The following is a 14,971-nucleotide window of genomic DNA, read 5'->3' as shown; positions in this document are numbered from 1 at the left end:
CTGTTGCTGCCGTCGCCGAGAAGAGCGCCGCGCCCCAAGTCCTCGGGGTACGCTAGCAATACCGGAGGGAATGCGGATTGGCTCAGAATCCCGGCATTGGGCTGGCCATCTCATTTGTTCGCGCGCCGGTTTTCCAGCGGCGACGCGACGGGGCAGTGCAGGCGCGCCGTCGCCGTCAATGCGCCAGCCGGCCAAGAACCTCCGCGTGCAAGGCGGGGCTGCCGCTCGCCACGACACAGCGATGGCCGGAATGGATCGTCAGCTCGCGGCCCTGCCAGTCGGTGATCGCGCCGCCGGCATTGCGCACGATCGGGGTCAGCGCGCAGTAGTCGAACGGGTCGAGCCCACCATCGATGCTGATGTCGAGCGCGCCGTCGGAGACGCGGCCATAGGCATGGCAGCCACCGCCATAGACGCACCATTTCGTGTCGCTGCGCAGCCGCTCGAAGGCGGCGCGCTCGCCGGCATCAAAGGGCTCGGGATTGCCGTTGCCGAGGATGGCGTCGGCGAGCGAGGCTGCTTTCCGGGTCTGCACCACCTCGCTATTGCGCCGCGTCGGCAGGCCGTCACCGCCGATCCAGCGCTCGGCCGTGACGGGATTGTCGATGACGCCGAGGATCGGCGTGCCCTTGTAGGCCAACGCGATCAGCGTGCCGAAGGTCGGGATGCCCGTGATGAAGGCCTTGGTGCCGTCGATCGGATCGATGATCCAGACGAAGTCGCGGTCGAGGCCGATGGATTCGTACTCCTCGCCGAGAATGCCGTGATCGGGATGAGAGCTTGCGAGCTCGCGGCGGAGGCGGTCCTCGACGCGGCGGTCGATCTCGGTGACCGGGCTGCGATCGGCCTTGGTGTCGAAGCTGCGCCCCTTGGCGATGGCCTCGCGGATGATCGCGCCGCTGAGATCGGCGAGCCGCTGGGCGAAGCCGGCGAAGGCATGGATGTCAGGCTTGGACATGGGTATCTCCGGCGGTCACCGCCGTCGTGGCGAGCGGGCGCTGGTGTCTGGCGAGCCGGTATTCGAGGGCTCGCAAGGCTGCGGTCAGGATGGCGGCGATGACGAGGTAGATCGCGGCGGCGGTGACGAAGAGCTCATAGGGCGCGAAGGTGCGCGCCACGATCGTGTTGGCGGTGCCGGTCAACTCCATGAGCGTGATGGTGCTCGCCAGCGACGTCGCCTTGAGCATGCTGACGATTTCGTTGGCATAGGCCGGAAGAGCGAGCCGGAAGGCGCGCGGCAGGATGATGACGCGATAGGCCATCGCGCCGGACATGCCGCAGGCATGAGCCGCCTCGATTTCACCGGCCGGCACCGCCTGGATGGCGCCGCGCAGGATGTTCGCCGTATAGGCCGCGGTATGCAGCGCGAAGGTCAGGACCGCGCAGAACCATGGCTCCCGGATGAAGGGCCAGAGCGCGCTCTCGCGGATGAAATCGAACTGCGACAGGCCGTAATAGACCAGGAAGATCTGGACCAGGAGCGGCGTGCCCCGGAAGAACGAGATGTAGAAGGCGATCGCCGCGCGCACCGGTAGCGGCGCTTCGAGCCTGGCGATCGCCATCGGCACGGCCAGAGCCAGCCCGAACACGATGGCTGCCGTCAGGAGCTGCAGGCTGAGCCAGGTGCCCTCGATCAGGGCGGGCAGGCTTTCGATCATCAGGGCCGGGTTCATCGCGCCAGCTCCCGTTCGCCGCGGCTGGCGCGGCGTTCCAGTTTCGCGACGATGAGCCCGTTGCTGGTGGTCAGCGCGTAGAAGATGATCGCCGCGATCAGGTAGAAGCGGAACGGCTCGCCGGTGACCGCGGTCGCCATGCCGCTGACGCGCATGATCTCCTCCAGCCCGACGACCGAGACGAGCGAAGTGTCCTTGATCAGCGAGATCCAGTTATTGCCGAGTCCCGGCAGGGCGAAGCGCCAGATCTGCGGGAGGCGCACCGTCGTGAAGGCATCCCACCAGGAGAAGCCGAAGGCCTCCGCTGCCTCGATCTGGCCTTTCGGAATGGCAAGAAAGGCGCCGCGCAGCACCTCCGCCGCATAGCCGCCGAAGACGAGGCTGAGCGCGAAGACGCCGGCTGCGAAGGCGGGGATTTCGACGAAGCCAGCCGCCATCCCGATCGACTTGGCGAGCCCGGTCAGCGTGACCGAGCCGCCGAAATAGATGATCAGGATGATCAGAAGCTCCGGCGTGCCGCGCATCACCAGGGTGAAGAAGAAGCCGAACTGCCGGACCGCCCACCAGCGCGAGAGCTGGGCGAGCGCGCCGAGGATGCCCCAGACGAGCCCGAGCGCCAGCGCGGCGAAGGCGACTTCCAGGGTCACCAGCGTACCGTGCAGGAGCTGGCCGCCCCAGCCCATCAGGACATCCATCGCCACGACCTCCGCCGCTCTCGGGTCCGCTGCCGCGTCGCGCGATCAGGGCAGGACGCTGAACGACCAGTAGCGATCGTTGATGGCCTTGAAGGAACCGTCCTTGAACGAGGCGTTCAGCGCCGCGTCGATCTGGTCACGGAGCGCGCTGTCCTCCTTGCGGAGCGCCACGCCGACGCCGGGGCCGAACAGGGCGATGTTGTTGATCTCGGGGCCGACGAAATGGAATTTCTCGCCGCGCGGCTTCTGCAGGAAATCGCCGTCGAGCTTGATCGGCCCGGCGAAGGCGAGGTCGATCCGGCCCGATTGCAGGTCGAGCAGCAGGTTATCGACCGTGTCGTACTGCGCGAGCTTCACGCCGGGGAATTCCTTGGTCATGAACTGCTCGTAGGTCGAGGAGCGCTGGAGTCCGACCGTCTTGCCGGCGAGCGCCTTCGGGTCAGGCTTGCCGTCGGCCCCGATCGGCTGGACGTTCAGGGTCTTGGCGCCGACGAAGCGGGCGGTCGAGGAGCGGTAGGGCACGCTGAAGTCGATCGACTTCTTGCGCTCGTCGGTGATCGACATGCTCGCGACGATCAGGTCGAACTTGCCGGCGAGCAGCGCCGGGATCATGCCGTCCCATTGCTGGCAGACGAAGACGAGATTAGCGTTCAGGCGCTTGCCGATCTCGCGGGCGACGTCGATGTCGAAGCCCTGAAGCTCGCCCTTGGCGTCGCGGAAATTGAACGGCGGGTAGGTGCATTCGCTGCCGACCTTGATGTCCTTCGCCGCAGCGCCCGCGGTGAAGGCGCCGAGCAGTCCGGCGGCGACGAGAATTCGCTTCAGCATGTCGTTCTCCCCTTTTATGTGACGACTCGGTTCACAGGACGCGTTGCAGGAAGGCGCGGCAGCGCTCGGAGCGCGGATTGCCGAGGACCTGCTCGGGCGGGCCGCGCTCCTCGACGACACCCTGGTGCAGGAACAGGACTTCGCTGGAGATCTCGCGGGCAAAGCCCATCTCGTGGGTCACGATGATCATGGTGCGCCCCTCGGCGGCGAGCGCGCGCATCACCGCGAGCACCTCGCCGACGAGCTCGGGGTCGAGCGCCGAGGTCGGCTCGTCGAACAGCAGCAGCGCCGGCTCCATTGCCAGCGCTCGGGCAATCCCGACGCGCTGCTGCTGCCCGCCGGAGATATGGGCGGGATAGACATTGCGCTTCTCGATCAGCCCGACCTTTTCGAGATAGGCCTCGGCGCGCTCCGTCGCCTCCTTGCGGCTGAGGCCGAGCACCTTGATCGGTGCCACCGCGACGTTTTCCAGCACGGTCAGATGGGTCCAGAGATTGAAGCTCTGGAACACCATGCCGATGCGGCTGCGCATCCGGTTGACCTGCTTGCGGTCGAGCTTGCCGCGACCAGCTCCCTGCTGCGCGAGTCGAACGGTCTCGCCCTCGAAGCGGATGGTGCCGGCATCCGGCAGTTCGAGGAAATTGATGCAGCGCAGGAAGGTGCTCTTGCCCGAGCCGCTGGCGCCGATCATCGTCACGACGTCATGGCTGCGGGCCGTCAGGTCCAGCCCCTTGAGGACGGCCAGGTCCCCGAAGCTCTTCCGGATGCCCTCGACTTCCAGGACGGTGCTGCGTTCGACGTTCATGAGGACTCCGCTGCTGACGGCAGAATGTGAGGGGGATCGAGGCCCCCCAAGGTCCAATTCGGAGCTTTCGCTAGGGTCCAGTTCCGGCCGTAGCCCAAAAGCGCGGCAGGCTGGGTACGCTGCGGGCGCCTATTGCTTAGTCGCGGGGCGTTCGACCCCGTCGCAGGCGGCATCGATGGCCGCGGCCACCGCCTCGACGCATGCCGGCAGCTTTTCGGTCCGGGTGTTGCCGAAGCCGAGGATCAATCCCGGCTTTACCGGCCCCCGGCAATACCGCGACAGGGCCGGGCAGTCGAAGCCCCGGCGCAGAAGCGCCGCCGCGGCCGCGACATCGTCGAACGGGACGCGTGGCCGGATCGTCATGTGCAGCCCGGCCGTGACATAAGGGATGACGAAGCGGTCGCCGATGCGCTGCTGCAGCCCGTCGGCCAGCAGGAGCGAACGTTCCCGGTAGATCGCCCGCATCCGCCGCAGATGCGCCGCCAGATGTCCTTCCGCCATGAAGGCCGCGACCAGGGCCTGGTCCGGCTGCGGCGCATAGAGCGAGAAGACGCGCTGCGCCTGCGTGAAGGCCTCGACGAGATGGGGTGGCACGACGAGATAGGCAAGCCTCAGGCCCGGCGCCAACGCGCGGTTGAAGGAGCTGGTATAGATGACGCGCCCTTGCGTGTCGGCGGCGAAGAGCGGCGGCTGCGCCTGTCCCGACCAGCGAATCTCGCTGTTGAAATCATCCTCCAGCACCCAGCTGCCATGGGATTGCGCCCAGGCGAGGAGCGCCCGGCTCCGTGCCGGCGGCATCGAGCACCCGAACGGGAACTGCTCGACCGGGGAGACGACGACCAGTTTCGGCAGCGCGCGCCCGTCGGCTTGCGTCGGGAGCGCGGCCGCATCGAGCCCCATCTCGTCGACCGGCACGGGCCGGATGCGCAGGCCGCTGAGCTCGAAGGTGGCAAGCTCGGTCAGGTGGCCGGGGTCCTCGACCGCGACCTCGTCCCCGGCATCGAGCAGGACATGGGCGACGAGCGCCGCCGCCTGGAGCGTACTGCCGATGACGATGACCTGTTCCGGCGCGCAGGCCAGGCCTCTCGCCTCGGCCAGATAGGTCGCGATCTGGTGGGTCAGGCCGGCGCGCGGATGGCCGACGCCGTAGCCCGTCTGCGAGATCGCGCGCGAGCGCCAGTGCCGGGCCGCGATCCGGCTGAAGATCTCGTAGGGAAACTCATCGAGAGCTGGCACGCCGGGGCTGAGACCCAGCGTCTCCGAGCGTTCGGCCGGCAGGCTGAACCCGAGGAGCCGCGTCGCCCGCTCCGACAGGGCGGCCTGGCCCGCAATCGGCGCGGGCGGGGCAGGATTCGCCCGCGTCTGGTGGTCCTCGGGCAGGATCTTGTCGACGAAGGTTCCAGAGCCGTGGCTACGCCGGACATAGCCTTCCGCTTCCAGCCGATCATAGGCTTGCACCACGGTATTGCGGGCGATCGACAATTCCTTGGCCAGGGCACGGCTGGGCGGCAGGCGCGTGCCGCGCGGCAGAACGCCCTCGATGATTCCCGCCCGGAAGCGGGCGAAAATCTGCTCATAGAGCGGGGCGTCGCTGTCGCGTTCGAGCCTGATCAGGTTCCAGACGGGATAGTTGAACAGGTTGACCATTCACCCTCGGCAGGCTGACCTGATCTCCCGAATGGACTCAAATGCCGAATTCTCCAAGTGAATTCCCGAAGGCTCCGCCGGTGACTGGATCGTGTCAATCGGACCGGCCCGCGAGTGCGAGGGTGAGTTCGGCCGAGGACATCGGCCTGGCGAGCGGGAAGGCCTGTCCGGCCCAGAGCAGGCTGAAATCGTCGCGCCCCGTCGCCTCCGCGGCGCTGCGCAGCGGTCCGAGCATCGTACCCGCGGTGGGGAAGGGCGGGGCCAGTTCCGAGAGCGGGCCGACCTCCGTCATCAGCCGGTTGACGATGCCGCGCGCCGGCCGGCCGGTGAACAGGTTGGTGATCGCCGTCGGCCGCTCGCCCATGCCCAGCGCCTTGCGGTAGACGGCGGAGATGCCGGCTTCCGGCGTGAACAGATAGGCCGTGCCGGCCTGTACGGCGGCAGCGCCCAGCGCGAAGGCGGCGGTGACGCCGCGCCGGTCCACGATACCGCCGGCCGCGATGACCGGTACGGAGACGGCATCGACGATCTGCGGGACGAGAGCGAAGGTGCCGACCTGCTCGGACATCCGGTCGGTGAGGAAGCTGGCGCGGTGACCGCCGGCCTCTGCCCCCATGGCGATCACAGCATCGACACCGCGCTCGGTGAGCCAGCGCGCCTCGGTCACGGTGGTTGCCGACGAGATGACCTTGGCCCCGGTTCGCTTCACCCGTTCGAGCAGTTCGGGAGCGGGCAGGCCGAAATGGAAGGAGACCACCTCCGGCCGGTAATCCTCGACGACGCCGGCCGAGGTCGCGTCGAACGGCGTGCGCCCGGTCGCAGGTTTCGGCATGGCGGGGTCGAGCCCGGCTTCGGCATAATAGCCTGAGAGGCGGTCGAGCCAGGACGCCTGCCGTTCTGGGGCGGGGGCGGGAGGGACGTGGCAGAAGAAGTTCAGGTTGATCGGCCGGCTCGTGCCGGCCCGCACCTTGTCCAGCGCGGCGCGCAGGCCGGCTTCGTCGTATTGCGCGCTGGCGAGCGAGCCGAGGCCGCCGGCCTCGCTGACGGCGATCACCATCTCCGGCGTCGTCGCGACCGCCAAGGGGCCCTGGATGATCGGCAGCTCGACGCCAAGAAGGGCGAGCAATCGCGATTGTGCTGTGCTGGTCATGACGGCTCCTCACGCAAGTCGATAGCCTGGCGTGCAGTGTCCGGCGTGAGCCAATAGTTTCCAAGGCGAAGCTCAGCGCATCCCGAGTGCAGGATTCGGCTGCAGGACGGCACCGATCCTCAAAGTCGCAGGAAGCGCTTGGCGTTGTCGTGGAGCCAGAGCTTCTCCACCTCCTCGCCGATCGGAAGCGCCCTGATCTCTGCGATGGTGCGCGCGATCGGGCCAAGCGGATAGGCGCTGCCGAAGATGATGCGGTCCTTCAGGACGGTGCGGCCATATTGCAGCAGCGGCTCGTAGCCGGAGCCCGCGACCTGCAGGTATTTCGGCCGGACGGCGACGAGGCCGATGCTGACATTCGGGTGGCGCCAGGCGACGCCGATCAGTTCATGCACCCAGGGGAAGCCCGGCGGCGAGGCGCAGACCCGCAGTTCCGGGAAATCGACCATCACCTCGTCGAGCAGGGACGGGTGGCCGTAGCGCATCAGGGTCGAAGTCGCGAAATTGATCGAGCAATGGATGTTCACGGGAATGTCGAGCTCGATGCATTTGGCATAGAGTGGGTACATCCGCCGGTCGTTGATCCCCAGATGATGCTCGAAGCATTGCAGGTTGAGTCCGCGCAGGCCGAGCACCCGCACGGCATGGTCGAGCTCGCGCACGGCGATCATGCCCTTGTTGGGATCCACGCCGGCAAAGCCGATGAAGCGCGGCCCCTGCTCGCGGCAGAAATCGGCGACGTCCTCGTTGCTGATGCGCCAGCCATAGGTTGTCTCAAGGTCGCGCGCCTTGACGCAGACATGGCTGACGCCGGCCTTGTCGTATTCGGCGAGATAGCCGGCGAGGTCCTGCTGCGGCTCGGCCGCGGTTTCGCTGGCGGCATAGACCTGCCGGTAGCGCTTGAGATGCTCGGCGCCCTTCGGGCCGAAGGCGGGGAGCGGCGGGCGGCTGCCATAGTCGATGATCACGAATGCTGCTCCTTGCCGGAGAGGGCGGGCCAGGCCGCAGCCCATGGTTTCAGGGCTTCGATCGCAGCCGCGACCGCGAGAAGCTGGGCTTCCGAATGCCAGCGGCCGACGATCTGGAGGCCGATCGGCAACCCATCGGGGCTTATGCCGCAGGGCACGGAGAGGGCGGGGTGTCCGCTGGCATTGTAGGGGATGGTGTAGGGATACCAGGCATCGCGCAGCGGGCCGTGATCGACGCCGTCGACGACCAGCGGGCCGTCCGATTGCTGGCCGATTGGCAGGGCCGGCGTCGCGACGGTCGGCGTGATGAACACGTCCGCGCCGTCGAAGAGACGTTCCACCTGCCGGTAGATATCGGAACGGGCGCGTTGGGCATGGGCGAGGCGCGTGTAGGTCTGCGCGTCCGGTTGCATGGTGAGACCAAGGCGGGCGGTACGGTCCATGCGCTCACCGTGCTCCTCCAGCAGTGAAGCGAAGCGGGCATGCTGGTAGGCGCGCATCAGCACGAGGGCTGAGGGCGTGTCGAAGACGATATCGTCCAGCATCGCTACTTGCTCGGCGCCGGCCACCAGCAGGCGCTCGACCGTCTCGCCGACGGCTGCCTCCACCGCCGGGGCGACCCAGCGATTGAGCGTCCGCGGCGCATAGCGGAAGCGCAGGCCCTTGAGGGTCGCGACGGGATCATCAGGGAGCCGGGCGGGCTCGGCCGAACCGCCGAAGGAGAGCGGGTCGCGCCGGTCGGGGCCCTTCATCGCGTTGAACATCAGCGCGACATCCGCGACCGTGCGGCCCATCTGGCCGAGGCAGGTCAGCGAGCCGAACAGGTCCGTCGTGGTCTCGTGGGGTACGGCGCCCCAGCTCGGCTTCAGGCCGACGATGCCGCAGCAGGAGGCCGGGATGCGGCCGGAACCGGCGCCGTCCGAGGTCAGATGCAGCGGGCCGAAGCCCATCGCCGCCGCGATCGCCGCGCCGCCGCTGGAGCCGCCGCAGCTATAATCGGTGTTCCAGGGATTGCGGCTGATGCCTTGGCGCGGGGAATCGGTCAGCACCTTGTGGCCGAATTCCGGGGTGGTCGATTTCGCGAAGGGGATCGCGCCGGCCCGGCGCAGGCGGGCGACGGCCTCGGCATCCGTATCGGCGACCTGTCCGGCGAAGGCATGCGAGGCGTATTCGAGCGGCATGCCGGCGACGGCGACGAGGTCCTTGACGCTGAAGGGCAGGCCGTGGAGCGGGCCGGGCGCGGCGCCTTCAGCGAGCTTGCGGTCGGCCTCGCGAGCGTCGGCGAGCGCGCTTTCGGTCGCGACATGGGAGAAGGCGTTGACCGGCCCGTTGCGGGCCTCGATCTGGCCGAGCACGGACTGCATCAGCGTCTCGGCCTTGAGCGCGCCGGAGCGCAGCTCGGGCAGGAGCTCAGCCGCGCTGCGGCTCCAGAGGGGCATGCTCATCGCCAGATTCCTTCCACCCTGTCGAAGGCGCCGAGACGCAGGTCGGCGACGCCGGCCGTCAAGGCCGTCTTCGCGACTTTCTGCGAGGCGGTGCGCGGGATGTCGTCGACGAAGGCGATGTAGCGGGGGATCTTGAAGGCGGCGAGATTGGCCTCGCAATGCCTGGCGATCCGGCCGATCAATTCGTCGCTGCCATTGATGCCGGCGGCGGGCAGGACATAGGCCTTGACCTCCTCACCGCGCAGATCGTCCGGTACGGGAACGACCGCGACCTCCTCGATCTCGTCCATGTTGCGCAGGACGGTCTCGACCTCGCGGGCCGCGATGTTCTCGCCGGCGCGCCGCACCATGTCCTTGAGCCGGCCGACGATGTAGAAATAGCCCTCCGCATCCTGGCGGAAGACATCGCCGGTGCGGAACCATTCGCCGAAGAAGCTGTCGCAATTGGCCTCGGGGCGGTTGTAATAGCCGAGCATCAGGCCGGTGCCCTTGAGCACCAGCTCGCCGATCTCGCCGCGCGGGACGTCCTTACCTTCTTCGTCAACGACGCGCGCCTGCCGGAACGGGGCGGGGATTCCGCAGGAGCCGGAGCCGACCATGTGGAACGCATCGAGCGGCATATAGAGGCCGGGGCCGACCTCGGTCATGCCGAAGGCCTCCATCGCCGGAGCGTTGAAGCGCTTACGCAGGGCCGCGTTGATCTCCTTGCGGTGGCCATAGATGTTGGCGCGCATCAGTTCGGTCTTGCCGTCTTCGGGCGTCTCCGGCTGCTTGAAGACGATTTCCGGGAACAGGCAGAAATGGATGCGGTGCTCGCGCAGCCATGCGGCGAAGCGGCTGGCGCTCTGGCGCTTCGCGACGAAGAGCGTGCCGCGCTGGTAGAAGCACAGCAGCAGCAGCCATTGCGGGTCCATGTAGAAGAACGGCGTCGAGGCGAGCACGCGGCGGAAGCGGCGGGCATCGCGGAAGCCGTTCACGAAGCCGGCGCCGAGCCAATAACGGTGCGTCAGCATGCAGCCCTTGGGGAAGCCGGTCGTGCCCGAGGTGTACTGGATGTTCATGAGGTCGTCATGAGCGGGCTCCGGCCCGTCATGCCGTGCGCCTTCGGGAGCCGAGGCGACGAGGGCATCAAGCGTCATGGCGCCCGGTGGCAGCAGGCTCTCCTGCGTCTCCTCGGCGGCCATGCGCAGGATGTAATCGGGACGCGGGAACTTTCCGGCCTCGGCCACCTCCACCGCCTCGCGATATTGCGGGCCGCATTCGTCATGGATGACCAACGCTTCGGCGCCGGCATCGCCGAGCACATAGGCGAGCTCGCGGCCGGTATAGCGCAGGTTGACCGGCACCATCACCGCGCCGATCCTTGCCAGCCCAAGCCAGACGATCGGCATCTGCGGGCAGTTCGGCAGCATGACGCCGACCTTCATGCCGCGCGTCACGCCGAAGGAGGCGAGCGCCACCGCCATCCGGTCGACAGCCCTGTCGAGCGCGGCATAGGTGATCGTCTCGCCGGTTTCGAAGAAATTCCAGGCGAGCGCCTCCGGCGTCTCGGTGGCCGCCTCGCGCAGCAAGGTGCCGATATTGCGGGGGAAGCTGAAGCGCTCCATCTCGCGATGCCGCGCCTCGACATCGAGCGCGGCCAGGCGCGCCACATAGGCATCGGCCCAGACGGGCGTTTCGGTCTCGGCGGGCAGGGGCGGCATTGGCATCTCGAAAGGCATGTTCGCGTCGAACAGGTCTGGAAGTTATGTTTTCCGTCGGTGGTCGATTGCGATTGAGAGCGTGGCGGGATCGCGAGGCATTTCCGGTATCTGGCGTGTTTTCCAGTTTTCCGTCTGGCCCGGCTCGCACTATTCCGCTGCCGGCAGGGCGCCGCAAATTTCTTTTTGACTAGAAAACATGCCTGCTGGTTATATTCGATTCGAAGCCAGCGGCGGAGCCCTGCATGCGGATCACTCATCGACAGCTCGAGGCCTATATCCAGTTCATGGAGACCGGCAGCGTCACGGCCGCGGCCGAGCGGATGCGGTTGTCGCAGCCGGCGATGAGCAAGATCCTGGCGGGGCTCGAAATCGACCTCGCGCTCACCCTGTTCGAGCGCAAGCGCAAGCGCCTGATCCCGACGCATCAGGCGCAACTGCTCTACAAGGAGGTGCGCCGGCTCTTCGCCTCGCTGAGCGATGTCGAGCGCTTCGCCAGGGATCTGCGCGACCTGCGTTCAGGCGAGCTCAGGATCGTCTCGGCGGCCTCGATCGGCCATACGCTGGTTGCGGATGCGCTCGTTGCCTTTGCCGAGGCCAATCCGGCGATCTCGGTGACGCTCGACGTCTCCAGCGTCGTCGGCAGCGACGTGCTCGGGCAGAATGTCGATATCGGCTTCTCGGTCAGCCATTTCCACCACCCGGACCTGCTGACCGAACCGCTCTTCCATGCCGATGCGGTCTGCGTGATGCGGCGGGACCATCCGCTGGCAGCGCGCGACGTGATCGTGCCGCGCGATTTGGAGGGCGCAGAGTTCATCTCCTTCACCCGCAACAGCCGGATGCGGCACCTGACCGATGCCGTGTTCGAGCAGCAGCGCATCTCACGGAAGATGCGGGCGGAGGTGTTCTCCTCGGTCGAGGCGAACGCACTCGTCTCGCGCGGCTTCGGCATCGCCATCGTCGAGCCGATGACCGTGCATCAGGGTTTCTGGCCCGATCTGGTGGCGCGCCGGTTCGAGCCGACCATCGCCTTCACCTTCAACGCCATCGTCTCGCGCAACCGGCCGGTCTCGCCCCTGACCAAGGCGTTCCTCGCCGAGCTTCGAGGGCGGATCGCCGCGCTCGCCAATGGCGACGATCCGCGCGCCACTGAGAGCCTGACCGTGCGCCTGCCGCAGCGGCGCACGCGCGACGGCGCGGGTTCAGGCGCCGTCGTGACGGACGAAGAAGGTGAGACCGGCGACGCGATCGAGGATGATGACCGCGAGGAAGGTGATCAGCACGCTGATCGTTGAGATCGCCGCCAGCACCGGCGTCGCCGAATCCTGGACGAAGGAGAATATCTGGACCGGCAAGGTCGAGATGTTCGGCCCGATCAGGAACATCGTCACCGTGACCTCGTCGAAGGAGATGATCCCGGCGAAGAGCAGCGAGGTCAGGATGCCGGAACGGCACATCGGGATGACGATGTCCTTGAGCGCGCGCCATTCGCTCGCGCCCATCACATTGGCGGCGCGCACCAGATCGGGGTCGAGGCTGCGCAAAGCGATATGGATCGGCCGGTAGGAGAAGGGCAGCGTCACGATGAGATGGGCGAGCACGATGCCCGGCGCCGTGCCGATCAAGCCGAACTGGGCGACGAGCGCGACCATGGCGACGCCCATCGCGGCATGCGGGAAGAACAATGGCGAGAAGATCGCCAGCTCCAGCCAGGTCGCGAGCTTCGGTGCGTGGCGCTGCGTGTAATATGCGGCCATGAAGTTGACGATGGTGACGATCACCGCCGTCACCGCCGCGATGCCGACGCTGATCGCGAAGGCGCGCGGCCAGCGCGGATCGAACAGCGCATCGCGATACCAGCGCAGGCTCAGGCCCTCCGGCGGGAACTGGATATAGCTGGTGTCGCTGAAGGAGGCGCCGATGATGATCAGGATCGGCGCCGGCAGCGAGATCAGCAGCAGGATGCCGGCCCAGGTCGAGAGTTTGGGATTTGCCGACATCATCATCACTCCATGGTCACGATCAGCCGGCGTTCGATGGCTTTCAGCAGGAGCAGCGACAGGAAGCTGATGGCGAGCAGGCAGATCGACCAGGCGGCGGCCTTGTTCAGATTGAAGGTGTACATGACTTCCTGGTAAATCTGCGACCCCACGAACTGATGCGACATGCCGCCGAGCACGATCGGCGTGACGATCGCGCCGATGCTCGCCAGGAAGATCACGATCAGCGCGGTGAAGGCGCCGGGCAGCGACAGCGGCAGCACGATGCGCCGGAAGGTCTGGAAGCGGCTCGCGCCCAGCACGCCGGAAGCCTCCTCCAGATTGCTCTCGATCGCCAGCAGCGAAGACAGGATCGAGATCACCGCGAAGGGGATCAGAACGTGGGTCAGGCCGATGACGATGCCGAGATCGTTGAACATCAGCGCCAAGGGCTGCTCGATGATGCCGGTCCAGGCCAGCATGCCGTTGATGACGCCCTTGGGGCCGAGCAGCACGAGCCAGCCATAGGTGCGCACGACGAGGCTGACGAGCCAGGGCACGAGAACCACGATCAAGAGCGTGTTGCGCCAGCGTTCGAGCCGCCAGAGCAGCAGCGCGATCGGGTAGGACAGGGCTACCGAGAGGAGGGCCACCGTCAGCGATGACAGGATCGTCCGCGCGAAGATCACCTGATAATCGCTGCGGTTGAGGATCTGGCGGAAATAGCGCAGCGACCAGCCATCGGCATCGGCGAAGCCGTTCGAGAAGAGCTGGAAGACCGAGGCGAAGAACAGGCCGAGCAGGACGAGGACCGGCAGGAGCAGCAGCGCCTTTGCCGGCGAGGAGGCTTGCGTCTCCGTCATGGCTTCTCTCCGAAGCTCGCGGCGGCTGGCGCTGCGAGCGGTTCGAAGAGCTGCGCGTCGGCGGGATCGAAGGCGATGCGGCAGGGCGAGCCGGCCTCCGGCAGGGCGGCGCCGTCGCTGGCGAGCCGCACGGCGACGAGGCGCTGCTCGCCGCAGCGCAGGACGAAACGCAGGACCGGGCCGAGCGCGATGCGCTCGACGACGGTTCCGGGCAGCGCGATGCGACCGCTTGCATCGGCATCCGGCGGCAGGATCGTGATGCGTTCGGGGCGCAGGCCGATCACGCAATTGGCGCCTGCGGTAGGCGAGAAGCCACGAGCGCCACTCGCCGGCAGGCCATGGCGGCCGCCCGGGCCGTCGATCTCAACGCTGCCGGTCGTCACCGCTGCTACGCGGCCGGTGATCTCGTTGAGCTCGCCGACGAACTTGGCGACGAAGAGATTGGCGGGCTGCGAATAGATTGCCGGCGGCGTGTCGTATTGCTGGATCGCACCCGCGCTCATCACCACGATGCGATCCGACATCAGGGTCGCTTCTTCCTGGTCGTGGGTGACGAAGACGAAGGTGGTGCCGAGTTCGCGCTGGATTTCCTTGAGGGCGACCTGCAACTGCTTGCGGAGCTGCAGGTCGAGCGCCGAGAGCGGCTCGTCGAGCAGCAGGATCGAGGGTTCGAGCACCAGCGAACGCGCCAGCGCGACGCGCTGCTTCTGGCCGCCGGAGAGCTGCGAGATGCGGCGGCTGCCGAGATGGCCGAGCCCGACGAGATCGAGGAAGGTGCCGACCTTCCGGCGCAAATCCGCCTCCGGCACGTTGCGCAGGCGCAGGCCGTAGGCGACGTTCTCCTCCACCGAGAAATGCGGGAACAGGGCGAGGTTCTGGAAGACCATCCCGATCGGCCGGCGCTGCGGCGGCAGGCCCGCCATGTCGCGTCCGTCGATCGCGATTGACCCGGCGCTGGGCTGGATGAAGCCGGCGATCAGGCGCAGCAAGGTGGTCTTGCCGCAGCCGGAGGGGCCGAGCAGCGTGACGAAGGTTCCGGCTTCGACCGCGAGATCGAGGCCGGAGAGCACCGTCGTCGCGCCATAGGCCTTGGCGACGCCGGCGACATCGATGGAACCGCGGGCCGCACGGGAGGGCGCGGCCTGCGCGAGGGCTTCAGGCTGGGCAGGGGACATCGATCGAATCCGCCGGGTAAGCGAGTGGGGTGAGACAATGTTC

The 14,971-nt window shown here is 67.3% G+C and carries 14 protein-coding genes; 1 reads left to right on the top strand and 13 read right to left on the bottom strand.

From position 1 onward, the window contains the following. Positions 1-175: 175 nt before the first annotated feature. The 10 genes from NUV79_RS05685 to NUV79_RS05640 all read right to left on the bottom strand — a co-directional run bounded on the left by NUV79_RS05685 (position 176) and on the right by NUV79_RS05640 (position 10,911). Positions 176-958, bottom strand: coding sequence for an inositol monophosphatase family protein (locus tag NUV79_RS05685; protein WP_257732095.1), 783 nt, complete (start codon positions 956-958; stop codon positions 176-178). Continuing rightward, on the bottom strand, positions 945-1,673 hold the full coding sequence (locus NUV79_RS05680) for an ABC transporter permease (RefSeq protein ID WP_257732094.1): 729 nt from the start codon (positions 1,671-1,673) through the stop codon (positions 945-947). Before NUV79_RS05680 ends, NUV79_RS05685 begins: the two co-directional genes overlap by 14 nt. Further along, positions 1,670-2,368 (bottom strand): ABC transporter permease, encoded by a 699-nt coding sequence (locus tag NUV79_RS05675; protein ID WP_257732093.1) that lies wholly within the window; start codon positions 2,366-2,368, stop codon positions 1,670-1,672. The genes NUV79_RS05680 and NUV79_RS05675 overlap by 4 nt, the downstream gene beginning before the upstream one ends. Positions 2,369-2,413: 45 nt before the next feature. After that, positions 2,414-3,196, bottom strand: a complete 783-nt coding sequence (locus tag NUV79_RS05670; protein WP_257732092.1) for a transporter substrate-binding domain-containing protein — start codon at positions 3,194-3,196, stop codon at positions 2,414-2,416. Positions 3,197-3,227: 31 nt separating this feature from the next. Beyond that, positions 3,228-4,001, bottom strand: a complete 774-nt coding sequence (locus NUV79_RS05665; RefSeq protein WP_257732091.1) for an ABC transporter ATP-binding protein — start codon at positions 3,999-4,001, stop codon at positions 3,228-3,230. 129 nt (positions 4,002-4,130) lie between these two features. Continuing rightward, positions 4,131-5,648, bottom strand: a complete 1,518-nt coding sequence (gene pdxR / locus NUV79_RS05660) for a MocR-like pyridoxine biosynthesis transcription factor PdxR (protein ID WP_257732090.1) — start codon at positions 5,646-5,648, stop codon at positions 4,131-4,133. A gap of 94 nt (positions 5,649-5,742) precedes the next feature. Then, entirely contained in the window at positions 5,743-6,798 is a 1,056-nt protein-coding gene (locus tag NUV79_RS05655) for an NAD(P)H-dependent flavin oxidoreductase (protein WP_257732089.1), read from the bottom strand. A 119-nt stretch (positions 6,799-6,917) separates the two neighbouring features. Continuing rightward, positions 6,918-7,763, bottom strand: a complete 846-nt coding sequence (locus NUV79_RS05650) for an amidohydrolase family protein (protein ID WP_257732088.1) — start codon at positions 7,761-7,763, stop codon at positions 6,918-6,920. Beyond that, a complete protein-coding gene (locus NUV79_RS05645; protein ID WP_257732087.1) occupies positions 7,760-9,208 on the bottom strand; it encodes an amidase in 1,449 nt (482 codons plus the stop codon). The genes NUV79_RS05650 and NUV79_RS05645 overlap by 4 nt, the downstream gene beginning before the upstream one ends. Then, positions 9,205-10,911, bottom strand: a complete 1,707-nt coding sequence (locus tag NUV79_RS05640) for a class I adenylate-forming enzyme family protein (RefSeq protein ID WP_257732086.1) — start codon at positions 10,909-10,911, stop codon at positions 9,205-9,207. Before NUV79_RS05640 ends, NUV79_RS05645 begins: the two co-directional genes overlap by 4 nt. Positions 10,912-11,153: 242 nt before the next feature. Between NUV79_RS05640 and NUV79_RS05635 the strand changes: the two genes are divergently transcribed. Continuing rightward, on the top strand, positions 11,154-12,206 hold the full coding sequence (locus NUV79_RS05635; RefSeq protein ID WP_257732085.1) for a LysR substrate-binding domain-containing protein: 1,053 nt from the start codon (positions 11,154-11,156) through the stop codon (positions 12,204-12,206). On the opposite strand, the gene NUV79_RS05630 is transcribed toward NUV79_RS05635, so the two are convergent. The 3 genes from NUV79_RS05630 to NUV79_RS05620 are packed head-to-tail and all read right to left on the bottom strand — an operon-like array spanning position 12,114 to position 14,928. Then, complete coding sequence (locus NUV79_RS05630) at positions 12,114-12,911, bottom strand: ABC transporter permease (protein ID WP_257732084.1); 798 nt, start codon at positions 12,909-12,911, stop codon at positions 12,114-12,116. The genes NUV79_RS05635 and NUV79_RS05630 overlap by 93 nt on opposite strands. A gap of 5 nt (positions 12,912-12,916) precedes the next feature. Next, the gene (locus tag NUV79_RS05625) at positions 12,917-13,753 is read right to left on the bottom strand and encodes an ABC transporter permease (RefSeq protein ID WP_257732083.1); all 837 of its coding nucleotides are present in this window, start codon (positions 13,751-13,753) and stop codon (positions 12,917-12,919) included. After that, positions 13,750-14,928 carry an ABC transporter ATP-binding protein gene (locus NUV79_RS05620; protein ID WP_257732082.1) on the bottom strand — a complete coding sequence of 393 codons (1,179 nt, stop codon included), beginning with the start codon at positions 14,926-14,928 and terminating at the stop codon, positions 13,750-13,752. Before NUV79_RS05620 ends, NUV79_RS05625 begins: the two co-directional genes overlap by 4 nt. Between the last annotated feature and the right edge of the window lie 43 nt (positions 14,929-14,971).

This window comes from Allobosea sp. 47.2.35 (assembly GCF_024655635.1).
Classification (GTDB): domain Bacteria; phylum Pseudomonadota; class Alphaproteobacteria; order Rhizobiales; family Beijerinckiaceae; genus Allobosea.
Note: the sequence above shows the minus strand (reverse complement) of the source record. Positions and strands in the feature narration are given on the sequence as shown.